Source organism: Prevotella falsenii DSM 22864 = JCM 15124 (genome assembly GCF_000613945.1).
Classification (GTDB): Bacteria; Bacteroidota; Bacteroidia; order Bacteroidales; family Bacteroidaceae; genus Prevotella; species Prevotella falsenii.
In genome coordinates, this window is record NZ_BAJY01000017.1 from 37,747 (window position 1) to 54,329 (window position 16,583).

General features: G+C 45.5%; 13 protein-coding genes and 3 pseudogenes. 9 read left to right on the forward strand and 7 right to left on the reverse strand.

Annotated elements, in window-relative coordinates:
• Positions 1-5: 5 nt before the first annotated feature.
• From menD to JCM15124_RS13750, 3 genes and pseudogenes are all read right to left on the reverse strand, one after another.
• The gene (gene menD / locus JCM15124_RS07745) at positions 6-1,676 is read right to left on the reverse strand and encodes a 2-succinyl-5-enolpyruvyl-6-hydroxy-3-cyclohexene-1-carboxylic-acid synthase (protein WP_024998968.1); all 1,671 of its coding nucleotides are present in this window, start codon (positions 1,674-1,676) and stop codon (positions 6-8) included.
• Positions 1,677-1,691: 15 nt separating this feature from the next.
• The gene (locus tag JCM15124_RS07750; protein ID WP_024998969.1) at positions 1,692-2,708 is read right to left on the reverse strand and encodes an isochorismate synthase; all 1,017 of its coding nucleotides are present in this window, start codon (positions 2,706-2,708) and stop codon (positions 1,692-1,694) included.
• A gap of 17 nt (positions 2,709-2,725) precedes the next feature.
• Positions 2,726-3,144: pseudogene (locus JCM15124_RS13750) on the reverse strand (PaaI family thioesterase).
• Positions 3,145-3,248: 104 nt separating this feature from the next.
• Between JCM15124_RS13750 and JCM15124_RS16955 the strand changes: the two are divergent.
• Both JCM15124_RS16955 and JCM15124_RS15920 read left to right on the forward strand, forming a co-directional pair.
• Positions 3,249-3,380: a hypothetical protein gene (locus JCM15124_RS16955; protein ID WP_262499272.1), complete on the forward strand. Its 132-nt coding sequence runs from the start codon at positions 3,249-3,251 to the stop codon at positions 3,378-3,380.
• Between the two features lie 170 nt (positions 3,381-3,550).
• Positions 3,551-3,790 (forward strand): PDZ domain-containing protein, encoded by a 240-nt coding sequence (locus JCM15124_RS15920; protein WP_156930691.1) that lies wholly within the window; start codon positions 3,551-3,553, stop codon positions 3,788-3,790.
• Positions 3,791-4,001: 211 nt separating this feature from the next.
• Here the strand turns inward: JCM15124_RS15920 and JCM15124_RS16600 are convergent, their stop codons facing one another.
• The 4 genes from JCM15124_RS16600 to JCM15124_RS07770 form a co-directional block, all read right to left on the reverse strand.
• Positions 4,002-5,015: a M6 family metalloprotease domain-containing protein gene (locus JCM15124_RS16600; RefSeq protein WP_232220129.1), complete on the reverse strand. Its 1,014-nt coding sequence runs from the start codon at positions 5,013-5,015 to the stop codon at positions 4,002-4,004.
• On the reverse strand, positions 4,973-5,752 hold the full coding sequence (locus JCM15124_RS16605) for a metallopeptidase domain-containing protein (protein WP_232220127.1): 780 nt from the start codon (positions 5,750-5,752) through the stop codon (positions 4,973-4,975). The genes JCM15124_RS16600 and JCM15124_RS16605 overlap by 43 nt, the downstream gene beginning before the upstream one ends.
• A gap of 243 nt (positions 5,753-5,995) precedes the next feature.
• Positions 5,996-6,496, reverse strand: coding sequence for a pyridoxamine 5'-phosphate oxidase family protein (locus JCM15124_RS07765; RefSeq protein ID WP_024998970.1), 501 nt, complete (start codon positions 6,494-6,496; stop codon positions 5,996-5,998).
• A gap of 18 nt (positions 6,497-6,514) precedes the next feature.
• A complete protein-coding gene (locus JCM15124_RS07770) occupies positions 6,515-6,862 on the reverse strand; it encodes a hypothetical protein (RefSeq protein WP_232220128.1) in 348 nt (115 codons plus the stop codon).
• 439 nt (positions 6,863-7,301) lie between these two features.
• Between JCM15124_RS07770 and lysS the strand changes: the two genes are divergently transcribed.
• The 7 genes and pseudogenes from lysS (at position 7,302) to JCM15124_RS13765 (ending at position 16,042) form a co-directional block, all read left to right on the forward strand.
• Positions 7,302-9,032, forward strand: a complete 1,731-nt coding sequence (lysS, locus tag JCM15124_RS07775; RefSeq protein ID WP_024998972.1) for a lysine--tRNA ligase — start codon at positions 7,302-7,304, stop codon at positions 9,030-9,032.
• 41 nt (positions 9,033-9,073) lie between these two features.
• Positions 9,074-10,069: an NAD(P)H-dependent glycerol-3-phosphate dehydrogenase gene (locus JCM15124_RS07780; protein ID WP_024998973.1), complete on the forward strand. Its 996-nt coding sequence runs from the start codon at positions 9,074-9,076 to the stop codon at positions 10,067-10,069.
• 7 nt (positions 10,070-10,076) lie between these two features.
• Positions 10,077-11,423: a glucose-6-phosphate isomerase gene (locus JCM15124_RS07785; RefSeq protein ID WP_024998974.1), complete on the forward strand. Its 1,347-nt coding sequence runs from the start codon at positions 10,077-10,079 to the stop codon at positions 11,421-11,423.
• A 60-nt stretch (positions 11,424-11,483) separates the two neighbouring features.
• Positions 11,484-12,220, forward strand: a pseudogene (locus tag JCM15124_RS13760) (inorganic diphosphatase).
• Positions 12,221-12,400: 180 nt separating this feature from the next.
• Positions 12,401-13,270, forward strand: a complete 870-nt coding sequence (locus tag JCM15124_RS07795) for an electron transfer flavoprotein subunit beta/FixA family protein (protein ID WP_024998975.1) — start codon at positions 12,401-12,403, stop codon at positions 13,268-13,270.
• A gap of 3 nt (positions 13,271-13,273) precedes the next feature.
• Complete coding sequence (locus JCM15124_RS07800; RefSeq protein WP_024998976.1) at positions 13,274-14,296, forward strand: electron transfer flavoprotein subunit alpha/FixB family protein; 1,023 nt, start codon at positions 13,274-13,276, stop codon at positions 14,294-14,296.
• Positions 14,297-14,315: 19 nt separating this feature from the next.
• Positions 14,316-16,042: pseudogene (locus tag JCM15124_RS13765) on the forward strand (acyl-CoA dehydrogenase family protein).
• The last annotated feature ends 541 nt before the right edge of the window (positions 16,043-16,583 follow it).

The following is a 16,583-nucleotide window of genomic DNA, read 5'->3' on the forward strand; positions in this document are numbered from 1 at the left end:
TTAATTTATTGTTTCTTTTCTAATTGCTTGTAAAAAGTGCTCCACGCCTTGGCGTCTTCTTCGGAATTGGTGAACACTTCCAACAGTACGGAACTGTTTTTAACGTTGAGAAACGCTGCCAAAGTGCTTTCCAAATCTTCCGAATCGGCTGCTGAAAGGTAGCCAATGTTATGTGTTTGGCATACGCCTTCGGCAGTAACGCTTGCCCCGGCACCCATTATCGCAGCTCGGTGTGCCGATTTTTCCAATCCCGACAGCTGCTGAAAGATACCGCCACCACTATTGTTGAGCAGCAATATAGACAGGTTGTCGCCCAAATTGCTGTTCCACAAGGCGTTCCGGTCGTAGAAAAAGCTCAAGTCGCCTATAACGCAGAACACGCGTTTGTTTTTGTTTGCCGCTGCCATACCTGCGGCTGTGGAGAGCGTTCCCTCTATTCCGTTCACCCCACGGTTTACGAAAATGTAGTCGGACGAGTAGAAATTGCCCAAGCGAACTGCCGAACTGTTGCCATAAACCAATGCTTTGGCGTCGTTGTTCTGTTGTAACAGCGTGTGAAAACGCCTTACTGCCAACATCTGCGAATAGGCAGGAACGTACAATTGGGCAACGGTCGTAGCATTGTTCAATGCCTTTTGCCAATCGTGATAGAACTTTGAAGTTGCAAAACCTTCCAAACCGCTTGCCAATGCCTTGATGAAAGCGTCGCTTTGGCACTGTACCACGTCGGTAAGGTTCATGAATGTGTCGCGAATATCGCCACGCGGGTCTACCAAAATCGAATGTGCCGGCGTGCAATTCCGCAAGAATTGTTTGCACTGCTTGCTCACCAACGTGCCGCCCATATATATAATAAGGTCTGGACGCAATGCTTCAGCGTCTTCTGCAATGGCTATTGCCGCATCGACAAGTTGCGGTGGGGCATCGCTAACATCGGAAAGTTTATCTTGTAGCACAACGATTTGCTGTCGCAACTGTGCCAATTCGGTCTTCGCTGCAACCATCTTGTTCCACGCTTCCTGACCAATTACGAGCAAAGGGCGTTGCGCCTGTCGTACCATTGTTGCAATATCGGCTACGGCAGCATTGTCGTTGCAGACAGATGTAGCAGAAATGTGCCGTTCTATGGGCAAGGTTGCCACATCGTAATCGAACAACGGCTCGCTTATCGGTACGTTGATGTGCACCGGAGCATACGCAAATCGCTTGCATTCAATGAGTGCTTCGTTTGCCAAACGGTTGCAATACCAATGTTCTTCTTTCGTTTTCGGTTCGATAAGGTGGACGCTTTTGCGCACAAACGGAGCGAGGGCGTTGGCTTGTGGCATCGTTTGTCCGTCCGATTGCCCTATCCATTGTTGGGGACGGTCGGCTGAAACCACTATCAAAGGTAAGTTTTGGTAATACGCTTCTGCCACGGCAGGCGCAACATTCAGCAGTGCCGACCCCGACGTAACGCAAACAACAACGGGCGAGTGGGTACTCATTGCAACACCTAAAGCAAAGAATGCTGCCGACCGTTCGTCGGTTACGGGATAGCATTTTATGGCTTTGCATTCACAAAGATTATGCACAAGCGGCGAGTTTCTCGAACCGGGGCACACCACAGCCTGCGTTATGCCGTGCCGAACAAGCAACGCCGTCAGGATATTTACGTTTTCTTTGTTACTGAACATCTTTATTTTTGCGTTTTAACGAAGTAGTTGTCGCATTGTCGATAGCTTGGCTTCGGTTTCTTTCCATTCGCTTTCTTCCGTGCTTTCCTTCAGTATTCCGCCACCGGCATATAGGTTGCAAAGTCCTGTTTGCATCTGCATACAGCGTAACGATACATAAATGTGCGTGTTTCCCTGTAGGTTTAACGGACCTGCAAAGCCACTGTAATAGAGTCTTTTATTCGATTCGTTGGCAAGAATGAATGCCTTTGTCTCGTCTTTGGGCATTCCGCAAACCGCAGGCGTTGGGTGAAGGTCGGATAAAAGTTGTCCTATGGCTGCATCGGGGCGCAGTTTGAAACTGAAATCGGTACGCAAATGCACCAAGTCGGCAGCCTGTGTGGTGTATGCTCCTTCTTCTTTTATCTCGTCGGCACAGTGTTCCAAACACCTTTTTATATATAGAGAAACATGCTGTTGCTCTGCCTTGTTCTTTGCCGACCATTCTGTTCCGTTCTCATTGTAAGGCATTGTGCCTGCCAAAGCCATTGTTTTCCATTCCGTACCATTGCCATCGAGAAGTATTTCGGGCGTCGCCATCAGCCAAATGCCCGACTGTGGGGTGGAAAAGAGGGCGACAAACTGGCGTGGATATTTCTTGCAAGCCTGCCAAAACACCTCTTCGGGCTGTAAATCGTGTGGAATTTGCTCTTGCACACAACGCGAGAGCACTATTTTGGCAAACTTGTTGTTTGCCAATTCTTTGTGAAAGGCAGCGAAATCTCTGTGATATTTGGCTCTGTCCGTTTCTTTTTCGTTTACTTCTTGTTTCTTTTTTGGCAAAGATTGCACCTCTTTTACGGGCATCGTACGCACTTCGTCGGGCTGCAAAAGCAGTATGGGGCAATCGGCTGACGGACTGAACGGTGCAATTACAAAACCTTCCTTGCCGTCTAATTCGGTAAGCGACGACAACTCTGAAGGTGCGGACTGTTGCACCAACATTGTGCATTCTTCGGCAAAAGGCAGTCGGTAAATAGCAAACGAACGCATGGTCAATACTCTTTTTACTACTCTTTCTTTTGTGAATGAACGATATAGTTCGTAACCTGCACCGACGAAATGAGTTCTCCTTCATCGTTCTTTACGTCTATGTGCCATACGTGCAACTTGTGTCCTTGGTGCAGAATGCGTGCATAAGCCGTAACCGTGCCACCGTAGGGCATAGCCTGCACATGGTTTCCGCTCACGTTTATGCCCAAAGCCATTTTACCATCGCAAAGTGCCATAGACCTAAGCCTGCCACATTCTCTGCCAATGCCAACGTAGCACCACCGGAAAGGAAACCGAATGTTTGCTTGTTTCTATCATCAACAGCCATTTTTGCCATCAGCGTGTCGGGTTCGGGAGTTGATATAAAATGCATTCCCAAGGTGCGGCTCAACCCCTCTTCGTTCTCTAAACGGGCACTGTACTTCTCTACGTTCATTACTTTTTTATGTCTAAATAGATGTATTTAACCCCAATCGGTCGTTAGGACGCATTTGCTAATTTCTGTTATTACCGTCATGCTTCCTTACCGGTTTCGTCCGCTTGCCGTCATCTGCGCAGCCCTTACATCTTGCCGTAGCCCGCTACGCCTTCGATGAAATGCCGGCACATCTGCTCGACAATCGAACAAAATCGGTCAAGCACTCTAATGACCGATTTGGGTTTAATGACTAATACTTCATAGCTGATAGCAGCTAACTACTGCAAAGTTAGCAATAAACTATCAGATAACGAAACTAATATATGAAATTCTATTGCAGTCGGGTGAAACTTTGAATTTACAAAAACATCTGTAGAATAGCCTTTGAACAGCTTTTCTTTCTCCGTTTTTCAGCAGTAAGTAGGTGTTCAAAATTAAACGTATCTATATTGCTTTTATTTTTTATGCTTTCACTTTGCCATCGTCTTCACGTCTCTTTTCCGTCATTCTGTCGCCTTTCATCAGTCGTGTAGCCCGCTACACTCCTTCTTCAAGACGGCAGACTGACCGGAAAATAGCCGTAAATACAATGTCAATTAATTATGAACACCTACTTATGGCAAATTATTTACGTGTAAATAAATATTTTTCTACACGTAAGTAAGAATTTATTTACACGTAAATAAATATTTCTCAACGTGTAGATAATTCGGCAACATGCTTTTAAAGCAGATAAAAGGCTGCATTTCAAGAGAGTAATTCAGCCTTGCTTTTGATGCGTGGGTAAACAGGTTGCAGAGCAACAATAATAAAAATCCTCCCTGTCCGATGAACATCGGACAGGGAGGAACTTAGTATTCACAGATTAATGGTGTTTACTTCACCAAGATTTTCTTGCCATTGTGGATATAGATACCGCGTGTTGGGTTCAGCACTCTGCGTCCTTGTAAGTCGTAGTAGTAGCCGTCGCCCACGCTCTCTTTAACCTTATCGTTTATGTTTTCAATGCTGTTTGGCTGCTGTCTGTAGCCGAAAGTAATGGTTCCATCTTCATTAACCTTGATGTCTTGTACAGCGTTTTCAATAAAAGTGTTGTCGTAGAACGTCAGCTTATCGATGTTCTTCTTCTCCACACCATAGAGGTTTTCTTTGTGTGCACTGTAGTAAAGCTTTTCGTTATCGGCAGGAATCATATATGCACGCATCTTCTGTGCGTTGGTATTCACGCTGTTGTTTGACCAAATACTTTTGTCGTAAGCATAGTGGCTCAGCATTAAGCCGTCGCCAAAAGTAAATGTTTCATACTTGCCGTTTCTGCTTTCTTTGTATTCTTTCGGATACCACGTGTCTGAAGTTCTGTTCTCTAAGATGAAGTATTCGCTACGGTTGCGTGTTGAACGAATAATGGCAGCGAGCTCTCCTTCCCGATTTGTTACCGGGTCGAGCTTGACAGTTTCAGGCGCAGTAAGTTCTTTAATCTTCAACCAACCTAAGTAAGAGCGTTCGTAAGCCGTATAACCGATAGGCGCATTTGCATTGTTTACGTAAGGACCGGCGTCCATTATAGACCAAAAACCGAATGGGTTGCGTGGCAGGGTAACGTATGGATTGGTGTTATAGAAGTCGGGCAAGCCCAATGCGTGGCCTAATTCGTGGCAGAAGATGCCCATACCTATAAGATTTCCGTAATGGTCAAGCTCGTTTCCAACAAAGAAAGAATTGAAGTGTGTGCCCTCTATATCTTCCTCAATGTCTTGTTCTTGTGGCCAAATATAGTTTTCATAAAGAGGGTCGTTAGGGTCTTCGGTAGCTTGTCCGCGCCCTGCATAGAACAAGCAGGTAAGCTCTACGTTACCTGTTGTTGGGTCTTTGAACTTATCGAAGCTGATGCCTTGTGCTTGGCTTTCTTAACAACGTCTCTCAATAACTTATCAACGTCCTCGTTTCTGCCATAGTATGAATAGCTGTGGTCTACCTTAATAGGACCGATTATCTCGAAAGTTGGAACAAACATACCGCGACTCTGAGACTCGAAGAAGTCTTTTACAGAACCCACACAGAGGGGCTCTTCGTTGTAGCCGGGTTCGTTGCAATAGCGCGACATCTTCTCCGGAGTCGTCGTTGATTGAAAGCTTTTGTTTGTAAACTCTACCATTATGGCAGGCACGAGTGGCTTTCCAATACTCTTGATACCACCCATACCCGACTTGTTGAACTCGCCTAAGCCGTCTGCTGTAGAAGCACTGATGGCCTTGTGGGGTGCTTTGTGCGAAGCGTGTGTAGTTGCAGGCTTTAGCAAGTGCATATTCTTTTCGGTTCGGGTTTCAGCCAAGAATGCCTTTTCTTCTGCTGTACGGTCGCCCGCTTCGTGCGCAATGAAAGTTGAAGGGCGAAGTTCTCCGTCACGGATAACTGCATGATAGAAATTGTTGTCGGCACCTTTTACGATGATTTTACCATCGAGTGATGTGAAAAACACTGTACGACCACCTTCACCATGTACAAGAATTTTAATACTGGTGCTGTCGCTTTGTTTCACAGTCCATACCTTTTGTAATGGACGAATAGCAAGTGTCGGAAGTGCAAATGTTACCGACAAAAGCATTGAAATTAAGATTTTTTTCATATTTCTTTATTGTAGATATTACCTATATTTAATAAATGGGTCTGCAAATATAACTAAATTCTATATAAAATCCCTTACAATGTTCCAATCTTTTTTATTTTTTTAGGAATAAACGTTTCACGTTAAATAGGCAAATTATATGTGCAAATGTTTATAAAAGTACGTTGTTTTCTACAAGTGTAATAAAAATGAAGAGCCTCTGAAAGTTTTTTATCCGGCTTTCAGAGGCACTTCAGGTAAATATCATCGGGCTTTTTTCATTCTCACAAGCTCAATGGCTTCTTTCCCACTGATATGTTCGATGGTGAATTCAATCATGACAAGGTGTGAGAAATCTTTCTTTATCTCGTGTCTGAGTCCTTCTTCATCGTCGGGATTGTACCGCCTGCCCAATTTACAGAGGGCTTCCATCTTCTCCGTTTCATCTTCTATCAAGCGCACTTTTCCGAAGCATATCACACTTCTGAAATAGGTAGTAAACTCTTTAGGCTTTACGTCGTTTCGGTCGATTACCGTAAACGATGCCTTGTCGGTGTTGCGAATAGCGTCCACTTTATGCCCTTTTATTGCCGAATGGAAGTATAGTTTGCGTCCCACAAGTACAGGCGTGATGGGTACACCGTAAGGATAGCTGTCATCGCCAAGCAAAGAAAGCACACCGGAGGTTGCTTTTTCCAATATTTCCGTGCATTCCGTTTCTGTTAATTCTTGGCGTTTGCGCCGCATAGTTCTAAATTCAGTCATAATAAAAACGTTAATATTTTATTGCACGATTAACGCTTTCTGCAACTGTTCGGGCTGTTCCGGGTAGAGGCGTATTTTGGTTTGCTGTTTCGTAGTGATGGTTAGTACAGGGTAGAACCGCTTCTTCCGAATGCTTACAGCTGCTATTTCGGAGAGCGGCAGCGTGCGTGTCTTCACTTCGTTCGTTGTTTTGTACGTCAGCAAGTTGCCTTCTATCTTTATTGTCATGCGGTAATAGTAGACGATATACATTGCCATTATGGCTAAAAACCAGAAAATGGCGTAAAACGCAGTATCGTTTCCCCGTAAGAAATAGTGGTAAAAGGCGATAGCAAGAAGGTAAACGGCAATTGAAGCCAATGTCATTATGATTTTAAAGTTTCTATTTGTCCGATATGTCATAGATTTCTTATTTGTTTTTGCAAAAGTAATGAAAAACTTATAGTATCAAAACAATATAGTTAATGATATTTAATGACAAACTAAACGTCGCTTCGTGATAGCACGATGCTACCCATTAAGCAGTGAAGTTGCTGATGTTCAGCATTCTTGGCGTTGCACGTGAAAAGTGGGCTTATTTAAAAACAATTTGCTCTTTGTGCAGAAAGCAGCCCTTCCCGGCGTGTTTCATGGATTGAAATTTAACCTTTGAAGACGTGTATTTAACATACGTTTAAATTCTTCTTGTATGGCAATGTAAGCCCACTTCGTAGGTAAAGCATAAAAAAGGCAAAAACAATAAGGAATTGCAAATAATTTATTAAATTTGCAAACCATAAAGATTATAATTCGATTAATAGAGAAAATGAACGTTTTAGAATTATCAGAACAAGAGATTGTACGCCGTCAGAGCTTGCAGGAATTGCGCAATATGGGCATCGACCCATATCCGGCAGCAGAGTTTCCAACCAATGCTTACTCTACGGATATAAAGGCTGAATTTAACGAAGACGAGAAACGCGAAGTCGTAATTGCAGGTCGCCTTATGGGACGCCGTGTAATGGGCAAGGCTTCGTTTGCAGAAATACAAGACAGCAAGGGCAGAATACAGGTTTACATCACCCGCGATGAACTTTGCCCGAACGAGAATAAAGACCTTTACAACGTTGTTTTCAAGAAGTTGTTGGACATTGGCGACTTCATCGGAATCAAGGGTTATGTGTTCAAGACACAGATGGGCGAGATTTCGGTGCACGCCGAAGAGCTCACCGTACTATCAAAGAGCTTGAAGCCACTGCCCGTTGTGAAGTATAAAGACGGTGTGGCTTACGATAAATTCGACGACCCGGAGCTTCGCTATCGTCGCAGATACGTAGACTTGGTGGTGAACGATGGTGTGAAGGAAACGTTCCAAAAGCGTGCCACGGTGTTGAGAACCATGCGCCGTTTCTTCGACGATGCAGGTTACACCGAAGTGGAAACACCAACCTTGCAGACCATTGCGGGCGGTGCAAGTGCGCGTCCTTTCATCACACACTTCAATGCGCTGAACACCGAAATGTATATGCGCATCGCCACCGAGCTTTATTTGAAGCGACTCATCGTGGGTGGCTTTGAAGGCGTTTACGAGATTGGAAAGAACTTCCGCAACGAAGGTATGGACCGTTTCCATAATCCTGAGTTTACTTGCATGGAACTTTACGTGCAATACAAGGACTATAATTGGATGATGAACTTTACCGAAAAGCTGATAGAAAAGATTTGCACGGAGGTGAACGGCAAGCCCGAAGTGCAGGTAGGCGACAATATCATCAGCTTTAAAGCACCGTTCCGCCGCCTTCCAATCCTCGATGCCATCAAGGAAAAGACCGGTTTCGACCTTTATGGAAAGTCGGAAGAGGAAATCCGCAACATCGCCGTGAACGAGCTGAAGCTCGAAGGCATCGACAGCAGCTTTGGTAAAGGCAAGCTCATCGACGAGATATTCGGCGAGTTCTGCGAAGGTACGTTCATACAACCGACCTTTATTATCGACTATCCGGTTGAGATGTCGCCACTCACAAAGATGCACCGCTCTAAGCCGGGGCTTACCGAACGCTTCGAATTGATGGTGAACGGGAAGGAGCTTGCCAACGCTTACTCGGAATTGAACGACCCTATCGACCAAGAAGAACGCTTCAAAGAGCAAATGCGATTGGCAGACAACGGCGACGACGAAGCAATGGTTATCGACCAAGACTTCCTGCGTGCCCTGCAATACGGTATGCCGCCGACATCGGGTATCGGCATCGGTATCGACCGATTGGTGATGTTGATGACAGGACAGGAGTACATTCAAGAGGTTCTGCTATTCCCCCAGATGAAGCCGGAAGCCAAAATGCCGCAGAGCAGCATAAAGGAATGGGCAGAAATAGGCGTACCCGAAGAATGGGTTTACGTGTTGCGTAAGTGCGGTTTCAACCTCATACAGAATATTAAAGAGGAAAAAGCGCAGGGCTTACAGCAGAAACTTGGCGAAGTAAACAAGAAGTACAAGTTAGGATACGATAAGCCATCGGTTGATGAAATTCAACAATGGATTGACAAAGCACAATAACAAGAGAAAGGAAAGGCACTGCCTTTCCTTGATAAAAAGACATGTACGACGTAGGAAACATAGCAATCATCGGAAGCGGAAGCTGGGCTACAGCCATCGCCAAGATAGTGGTGGAACACACACATCACATAGGTTGGTACTTTCGACGCGACGAGACAATAGAGCAATTTCGCAAGTTGGAGCACAATCCCACCTATCTGACAAGTGCTCATTTCGACACCAACGAAATTCGTTTGTCGTCAGACATCAATCGTTTGGTGCAGGATTACGATACGCTTATCTTCGTAACACCATCGCCTTATCTGAAGGCTATATTAAAGAAAGTGAAGCACAAGTTGCACGATAAGTTCATCGTAACAGCCATTAAAGGCATTGTTCCGGACGAGAACTTGGTTTGCTCGGAATATTTCCGCAAGGTTATGAAGGTGCCGGAAGATAACTTAGCGGTCATAGGAGGACCATCGCATGCCGAAGAAGTGGCTATGGAACGCCTTACATACCTTACCGTAGGTTGCACCGATACGCAGAAAGCGCATGCCTTGACCGAAGTATTGGTTTCCAATTACGTTAAAACAAAGGTGTCGCGCGATGTGCTCGGCATAGAATACGCTTCGGTCTTGAAGAATGTTTATGCCATTGCGTCGGGCATTTGTTCGGGTTTGCAGTACGGAGACAACTTTCAAGCAGTGATTATTTCAAATGCAATGCAGGAAATGGAACGGTTTCTTACCAGCATAAATCCCTTAGAGCGCAACATGGTAGACAGTGTTTATCTTGGCGACCAGCTCGTTACGGGATACAGCAACTTCAGCCGAAACCGCACCTTCGGTATGATGATAGGAAAGGGATACAGCGTTAAGTCGGCACAAATGGAAATGGAAATGATTGCCGAAGGCTATTTCGGAACAAAGTGTATGAAGGAAATAAACCGACATTTGCACGTGAATATGCCTATCCTTGATGCCGTTTACAACATTCTGTACGAAGGTATAAGTCCCAAAGTAGAGATTAAATTATTAACAGATTCATTCAGGTAATACACAAATGGAAAGTATTAAGTTAGACATTTCAAAAGCTGCTCAGGTGCTAAACCCGGGCACAATGGAGTCGTATGCACCACAGGTGGCAGCCGCACAAGAAGCATTGGAGAAGGCTACTTGCCTTGGCAACGACTTTTTAGGTTGGTTGCATCTGCCGATAAGCATCACGGAAGAGTTTATAAACGAGGTAAATGGTGTTGCCGAAATTTTGCGCGAAAAGTGCGATTTTGTAGTGGTGGCAGGCATCGGAGGGTCTTATCTTGGTGCCCGTGCTATCATAGAAGCATTAGATAACAGCTTTGCATGGCTCTTGAACGACAAGAAGAACCCTACCATTCTTTATGCCGGCAACAACATCAGCGAAGATTATTTGTACGAACTCACCGAGTTCCTGAAAGATAAACGCTTTGGTGTCATCAACATATCTAAGTCCGGAACAACTACAGAAACTGCTCTTGCTTTCCGTTTGTTGAAGAAGCAATGCGAAAATCAGCGTGGAAAGAAAGAAGCAAAAGATGTTATCGTAGCCATAACCGACGCTGTAAAGGGTGCAGCACGTACGGCAGCAACACGCGAAGGTTACAAAACTTTCGTTATTCCCGACAACGTTGGCGGTCGTTTCTCTGTGCTTACACCTGTTGGTTTGTTGCCTATCGCAGTGGCAGGCTTCGACATTCGGCAGCTTGTAAAAGGGGCGCAGGACATGGAAAAGGCAACGGGCGCAGACGCTCCATTTGCTCAGAACATTGCAGCACGCTATGCAGCCATTCGTCAAGCACTCTATTCAGAGGCTGGAAAGAAGATAGAAATAATGGCAAACTTTCAGCCAAAGCTCCATTTTATGGCAGAATGGTGGAAGCAACTTTACGGTGAAAGCGAAGGAAAGAACCAAAAAGGCATTTTCCCTGCAGCGTGCGACTTTACCACCGACCTCCATTCTATGGGACAATGGATACAGGAAGGCGAACGTTCGATATTTGAAACGGTGCTCTCTGTCGAAGAACCTAACAGAACATTGCTGTTCCCACACGACGACGAAAACCTTGATGGGCTGAACTTCCTCGAAGGAAAACGTGTGGACGAAGTAAACAAAATGGCTGAATTAGGTACACGCCTTGCACACGTCGATGGCGGTGTTCCAAACATTCGCATCAGCATTCCAAAGCTAAATGAGTACTATATCGGACAGCTTATCTACTTTTTCGAGAAGGCTTGTGGTATCAGTGGCTTGGTACAACAAGTAAATCCGTTCAACCAGCCGGGTGTAGAGGCATACAAAAAGAATATGTTTGCCCTGCTCGACAAACCGGGTTACGAGGAAGAAAGCAAGGCTATCAGACAACGATTATGAACACAAAAACGCCCAATACCATTATTTTAATGGGTTGGCGTTTTGGTTTTACAAGCAAAAATGTTTCAAAAAGCAATCGCACAATACAACAAACAGGCAGAACAACCTTTTGCACCGAAGATTGTTCTTTTCGATATGGACGGTGTCCTCTACAACTCTATGCCCAACCACGCAAAGGCTTGGCAAAGGGCAATGGCTGAATTTGGAATTGTTTTCACTGCCGAAGACGCATACGCAACGGAGGGCGCACGAGGCGTAGATACGGTGCGAAAGTATGCAAAGGCGCAGTTAGGAAAGGAACTGACTGAAGAAGAAGCGGCAGAAATGTACCAACTAAAGGCGCGCTACTTCCACGAAATGCCTGAAACAGACATCTTCGATGGCGTGAAAGACTTAATGCAGAAGATACAAGACAGTGGATTAAAGATAGGCATTGTAACGGGAAGTGCACAGCGACAGCTTATTAACAGACTGCTTTCCGACTTCAAAGACTTTATCAACGAAGCGCAAGTAACCACCGCTTTCGATGTAAAACGTGGCAAACCGAACCCCGACCCTTACCTTATAGGCTTACAAAAAGCAGGCAATTTCGCACCGTACGAAGGCATTGTCGTAGAGAATGCACCTTGGGAGTGCGTTCGGGCGTAGCAGCAGGGTGTTTCACGGTTGCCATCAATAGCGGTCCGCTGTCCGATACAGTCCTTCTCAACGAGGGAGCAAACATTCTTTTCGATACAATCAGCGACTTTTCCAATAGTTGGGAACAGCTGATGGCTTGCTGCAAACCAATGATATAAACAGGTTGCAGCAAGAAAACGACCCCTATAAATATAGCTTCTATTATTGCGCAAATACACTTGTTTGTGCACGTTTTATCGGTTTTTGTGCATTAAATTTGTTTGATTTATAAAAAAATCGTACTTTTGCTACACGAATTTAATGAAACAACGAGTATCTTAAACAACACATTATATAATATGAGTTTGAAAATTGTAGTACTTGCAAAGCAGGTACCTGACACACGAAATGTGGGAAAAGATGCCATGACGGCAGAAGGAACGGTGAACCGTGCCGCCTTGCCCGCTATCTTTAACCCAGAAGACTTGAATGCGCTTGAGCAGGCATTGCGATTGAAAGAACAATATCCGGGTTCAACAGTGGGTATCCTTACAATGGGACCTCCACGAGCCGGCGAAATAATCCGTCAGGGTTTGTACCGTGGTGCTGATACCGGATGGTTGCTGACCGACCGCAAATTTGCCGGTGCCGATACGCTTGCCACATCTTACGCTTTGGCTACTGCCATTCAGAAGATAGGCGATGTAGACCTTGTAATTGGTGGACGCCAAGCCATCGACGGCGATACGGCACAGGTTGGACCGCAGGTTGCACAGAAGTTAGGACTAAATCAGGTTACTTACGCTGAAGAAATTCAGAAGATAGAAGACGGTAAGGCAACCATTCGCCGTATGATTGACGGCGGTGTAGAAACGGTTGAAGCCCCTCTGCCGGTGGTTGTAACCGTGAATGGCACAGCTGCTCCGGCACGTCCGTGCAACGTAAAGCTCGTGATGAAGTACAAATATGCAACCTGTCCTATGGAACGCACAGGCAAAGAACCTTGGGCAGAACTCTTCGAGCAGCGTCCTTACCTTACATTAACCCAATGGTCGGTAGCCGATGTAGATGGCGATGAAGCGCAATGCGGACTTTCAGGTTCGCCAACAAAGGTGAAAACTGTGCAGAACATTGTGTTCCAAGCGAAAGAAAGCAAAACCATCAGTGGCTCGGACGAAGACATTGACGGCTTGATGAAAGAATTGTTGGACGAGAAGATAATAGGATAAACTATGAATAACGTATTTGTATATTGCGAAATAGAGCAAGCAACGGTGCAGGAAGTATCGCAGGAATTGCTCACAAAAGGACGTAAACTCGCCAACCAATTAGGCGTAGAACTCCATGCCATCGTGGCGGGAACCGATATAAAAGGTAAGGTGGAAGACCAAATACTGCCATACGGAGTTGATAAACTCTTTGTGTTCGACGGCAAAGGATTGTTCCCTTACACATCAGCACCCCATACCGACATACTCGTAAACCTATTTAAGGAGGAGCAACCGCAGATTGCGCTCATGGGCGCAACGGTTATCGGGCGTGACTTAGGGCCTCGTGTGTCGTCGTCATTGACATCGGGTTTGACCGCCGACTGTACGCAACTTGAAATCGGTGAATACGACGACAAGAAGGCAGGAAAGCACTACGACAACATCTTATACCAAATTCGCCCTGCTTTCGGTGGCAATATCGTGGCTACAATCGTAAATCCCGACCACCGTCCGCAAATGGCAACAGTCCGTTCGGGCGTTATGCAGAAAGCCATTTACGAAGGAACGGCAAAGCAAGAAGTGGTTTATCCCGAAGTAAGCAAGTATGTTGATGAGGCTGCATACGCCGTAAAGGTAATTGAACGACACGTCGAAGCAGCCCAAAACAACCTCAAGGGTGCCGCAATTGTTGTGGCAGGAGGTTACGGTGTAGGCTCGAAAGAAAACTTTGAAACGCTTTTCCAACTCGCCGATGTATTGCACGCCGAGGTGGGCGCATCGCGCGCAGCGGTAGATGCGGGCTGGATACCGACCGATCGGCAAGTAGGGCAGACCGGTGTTACCGTTCACCCGAAGGTATATATTGCCTGTGGCATTTCAGGACAGATACAACACATTGCCGGTATGCAGGATTCGGGCATCATTATTTCCATCAACAGCGACCCGGAAGCACCCATCAACCAAATTGCCGACTATGTTATCAACGGCGATGTAGGCGAAGTGCTGCCCAAAATGATTAAGTATTACAAGCAAAACAGTAAGTAACAGAAGAGGAGAAACAGACATGGCAAATTATTATACAGACCAACCGGAGATAGCGTTCCACTTGGAACACCCTCTGATGAAGCGAATTGTTGAGCTGAAAGAACGCAATTACGCTGATAAGGACAAGTACGACGACGCTCCCGTAAACTACGAGGACGCCATAGAAAACTATAAACGCATTCTCGATATTACGGGCGATGTGGCAGCAAACATCATCGAACCCAATTCGGAAGCTGTGGATTTGGAAGGTCCGCACCTCATCGACAACCGCATGCACTATGCAAGCAAGACCTACGAAAACCTTGACGCTACCCGCAAAGCAGGACTTTGGGGTGTCAGCATGCCCCGCCAATACGGTGGTTTGAACCTCCCCAACGTGGTGTTCTCTATGCTTTCAGAGATGATTTCGTCTGCCGACGGCGGCTTCCAAAACATCTGGTCGTTGCAGTCGTGCATCGACACGCTCTATGAATTTGGCAACGACGAGCAGCGCGCTAAGTATATACCTCGCATTTGCAACGGCGAAACCATGTCGATGGACTTGACCGAGCCTGATGCAGGTTCCGACTTGCAGCGCGTAATGCTCAAGGCGACATTCGACGAGAAAGAGAATTGCTGGCGACTGAACGGTGTAAAGCGTTTCATTACCAACGGCGACTCCGACATTCACTTGGTGCTTGCCCGTTCGGAAGAGGCACGCACGACGGTCGCGGACTGTCTATGTTTATCTACGACAAGCGCGACGGAGGTGTTGATGTGCGCCATATAGAGCATAAACTCGGTATTCACGGTTCGCCAACTTGCGAGTTGGTTTACAAAAATGCGAAAGCCGAACTCTGCGGAAACACCCGTATGGGACTTATCAAGTACGTTATGGCACTCATGAACGGTGCCCGTCTTGGCATTGCCGCGCAGAGTGTAGGGCTTTCAAGCGAAGCCTATAAAGAGGGATTGAACTATGCCAAGGAGCGTGCACAGTTTGGAAAGAAAATCATTACTTTCCCTGCTGTCTACGATATGCTTTCTCGCATGAAGGCAAAACTCGATGCCGGTCGTTCGCTGCTCTATCAAACAGCACGCTATGTAGACATTTACAAGGCATTGGAAGACATTGCACGCGACCAAAAGCTGACACCGGAGGAACGCCAAGAAATGAAGCAATACACTCGTTTAGCCGATGCGTTCACACCATTGGCAAAGGGTATCAACTCCGAATATGCCAACCAGAACGCTTACGACTCTATTTCCATTCACGGCGGTTCGGGTTTCATCATGGAATACAAGTGCCAACGCCTTTATCGCGATGCGCGTATCTTCTCTATTTACGAAGGCACGACACAGTTGCAGGTGGTGGCTGCGGTGCGCTATATAACCAACGGAACCTATCTCAACATCATGAAAGAAATGTTGGAAAGCGAAGTTTGCGACTGCATGAAAGACTTGAAGGTGCGTGTAGAACGCCTTGTTGCGCTTTACGAAGAGGCTTTGGAGAAGGTGAAGGCAAGCGAATGCCAAGACACCATCGACTTCCTTGCACGTCGTTTGTATAACATGACAGCCGGCATCGTGGAGTCGTTGCTCCTTATCGCAGATGCAAGCAAGGCACCGGAACTGTTCGAAAAGTCGGCAAACGTGTTTGTCCGTATGACCGAAGAAGAAGTTGCAGGCAGCGTAGCTTATATTAAGGCATTCGACTGTAATGAGCTTAAATACTTCAAAACAGCACCGGAAGAAGCTGTTCAGTAAAAATAGAGAGCTTTAAAAAGTTAAATAAAACAAAGGCAGCTAAGCGGTTATGCTTGGCTGCCTCTTTTTTTCTCAGCACAATAGTGCAGCTTTTCTTTCTCGTTTACAAGGGATTATGCGTGCCAAGGCGTTTCCCTGTTAAATTACTTACACGTAAAGAAATATTTATTTACGTGTAAGTAAATATTTCTTTACGTGTAGAAAAATATTTATTTACGTGTAAATAATTTAGTGTAGTTTTAAAGAAGAACGATAAAACCCTCGTTTTGTGCGTAAAAACACACAAGTAAGCAAGATTGGTTTAGAAATTTTAAAGAATAAATTTCGAGTATATATGCAAATGTTCATATCTTTGTGTCAGATTATTTAGATATGAACAGAAAATAAAAGAAAAGGTTTCAGTTTGTTAGCGTGTCGCTACTTCTGTGTTTTTTACGAGTTGTGGAAACACATCGAGGCAAAACAGTGATGAGAGAATAAAATTTATCAACATTTAAAACTAAACATAAGGAGATAAACATAAAATCAGCACGACGCCTAT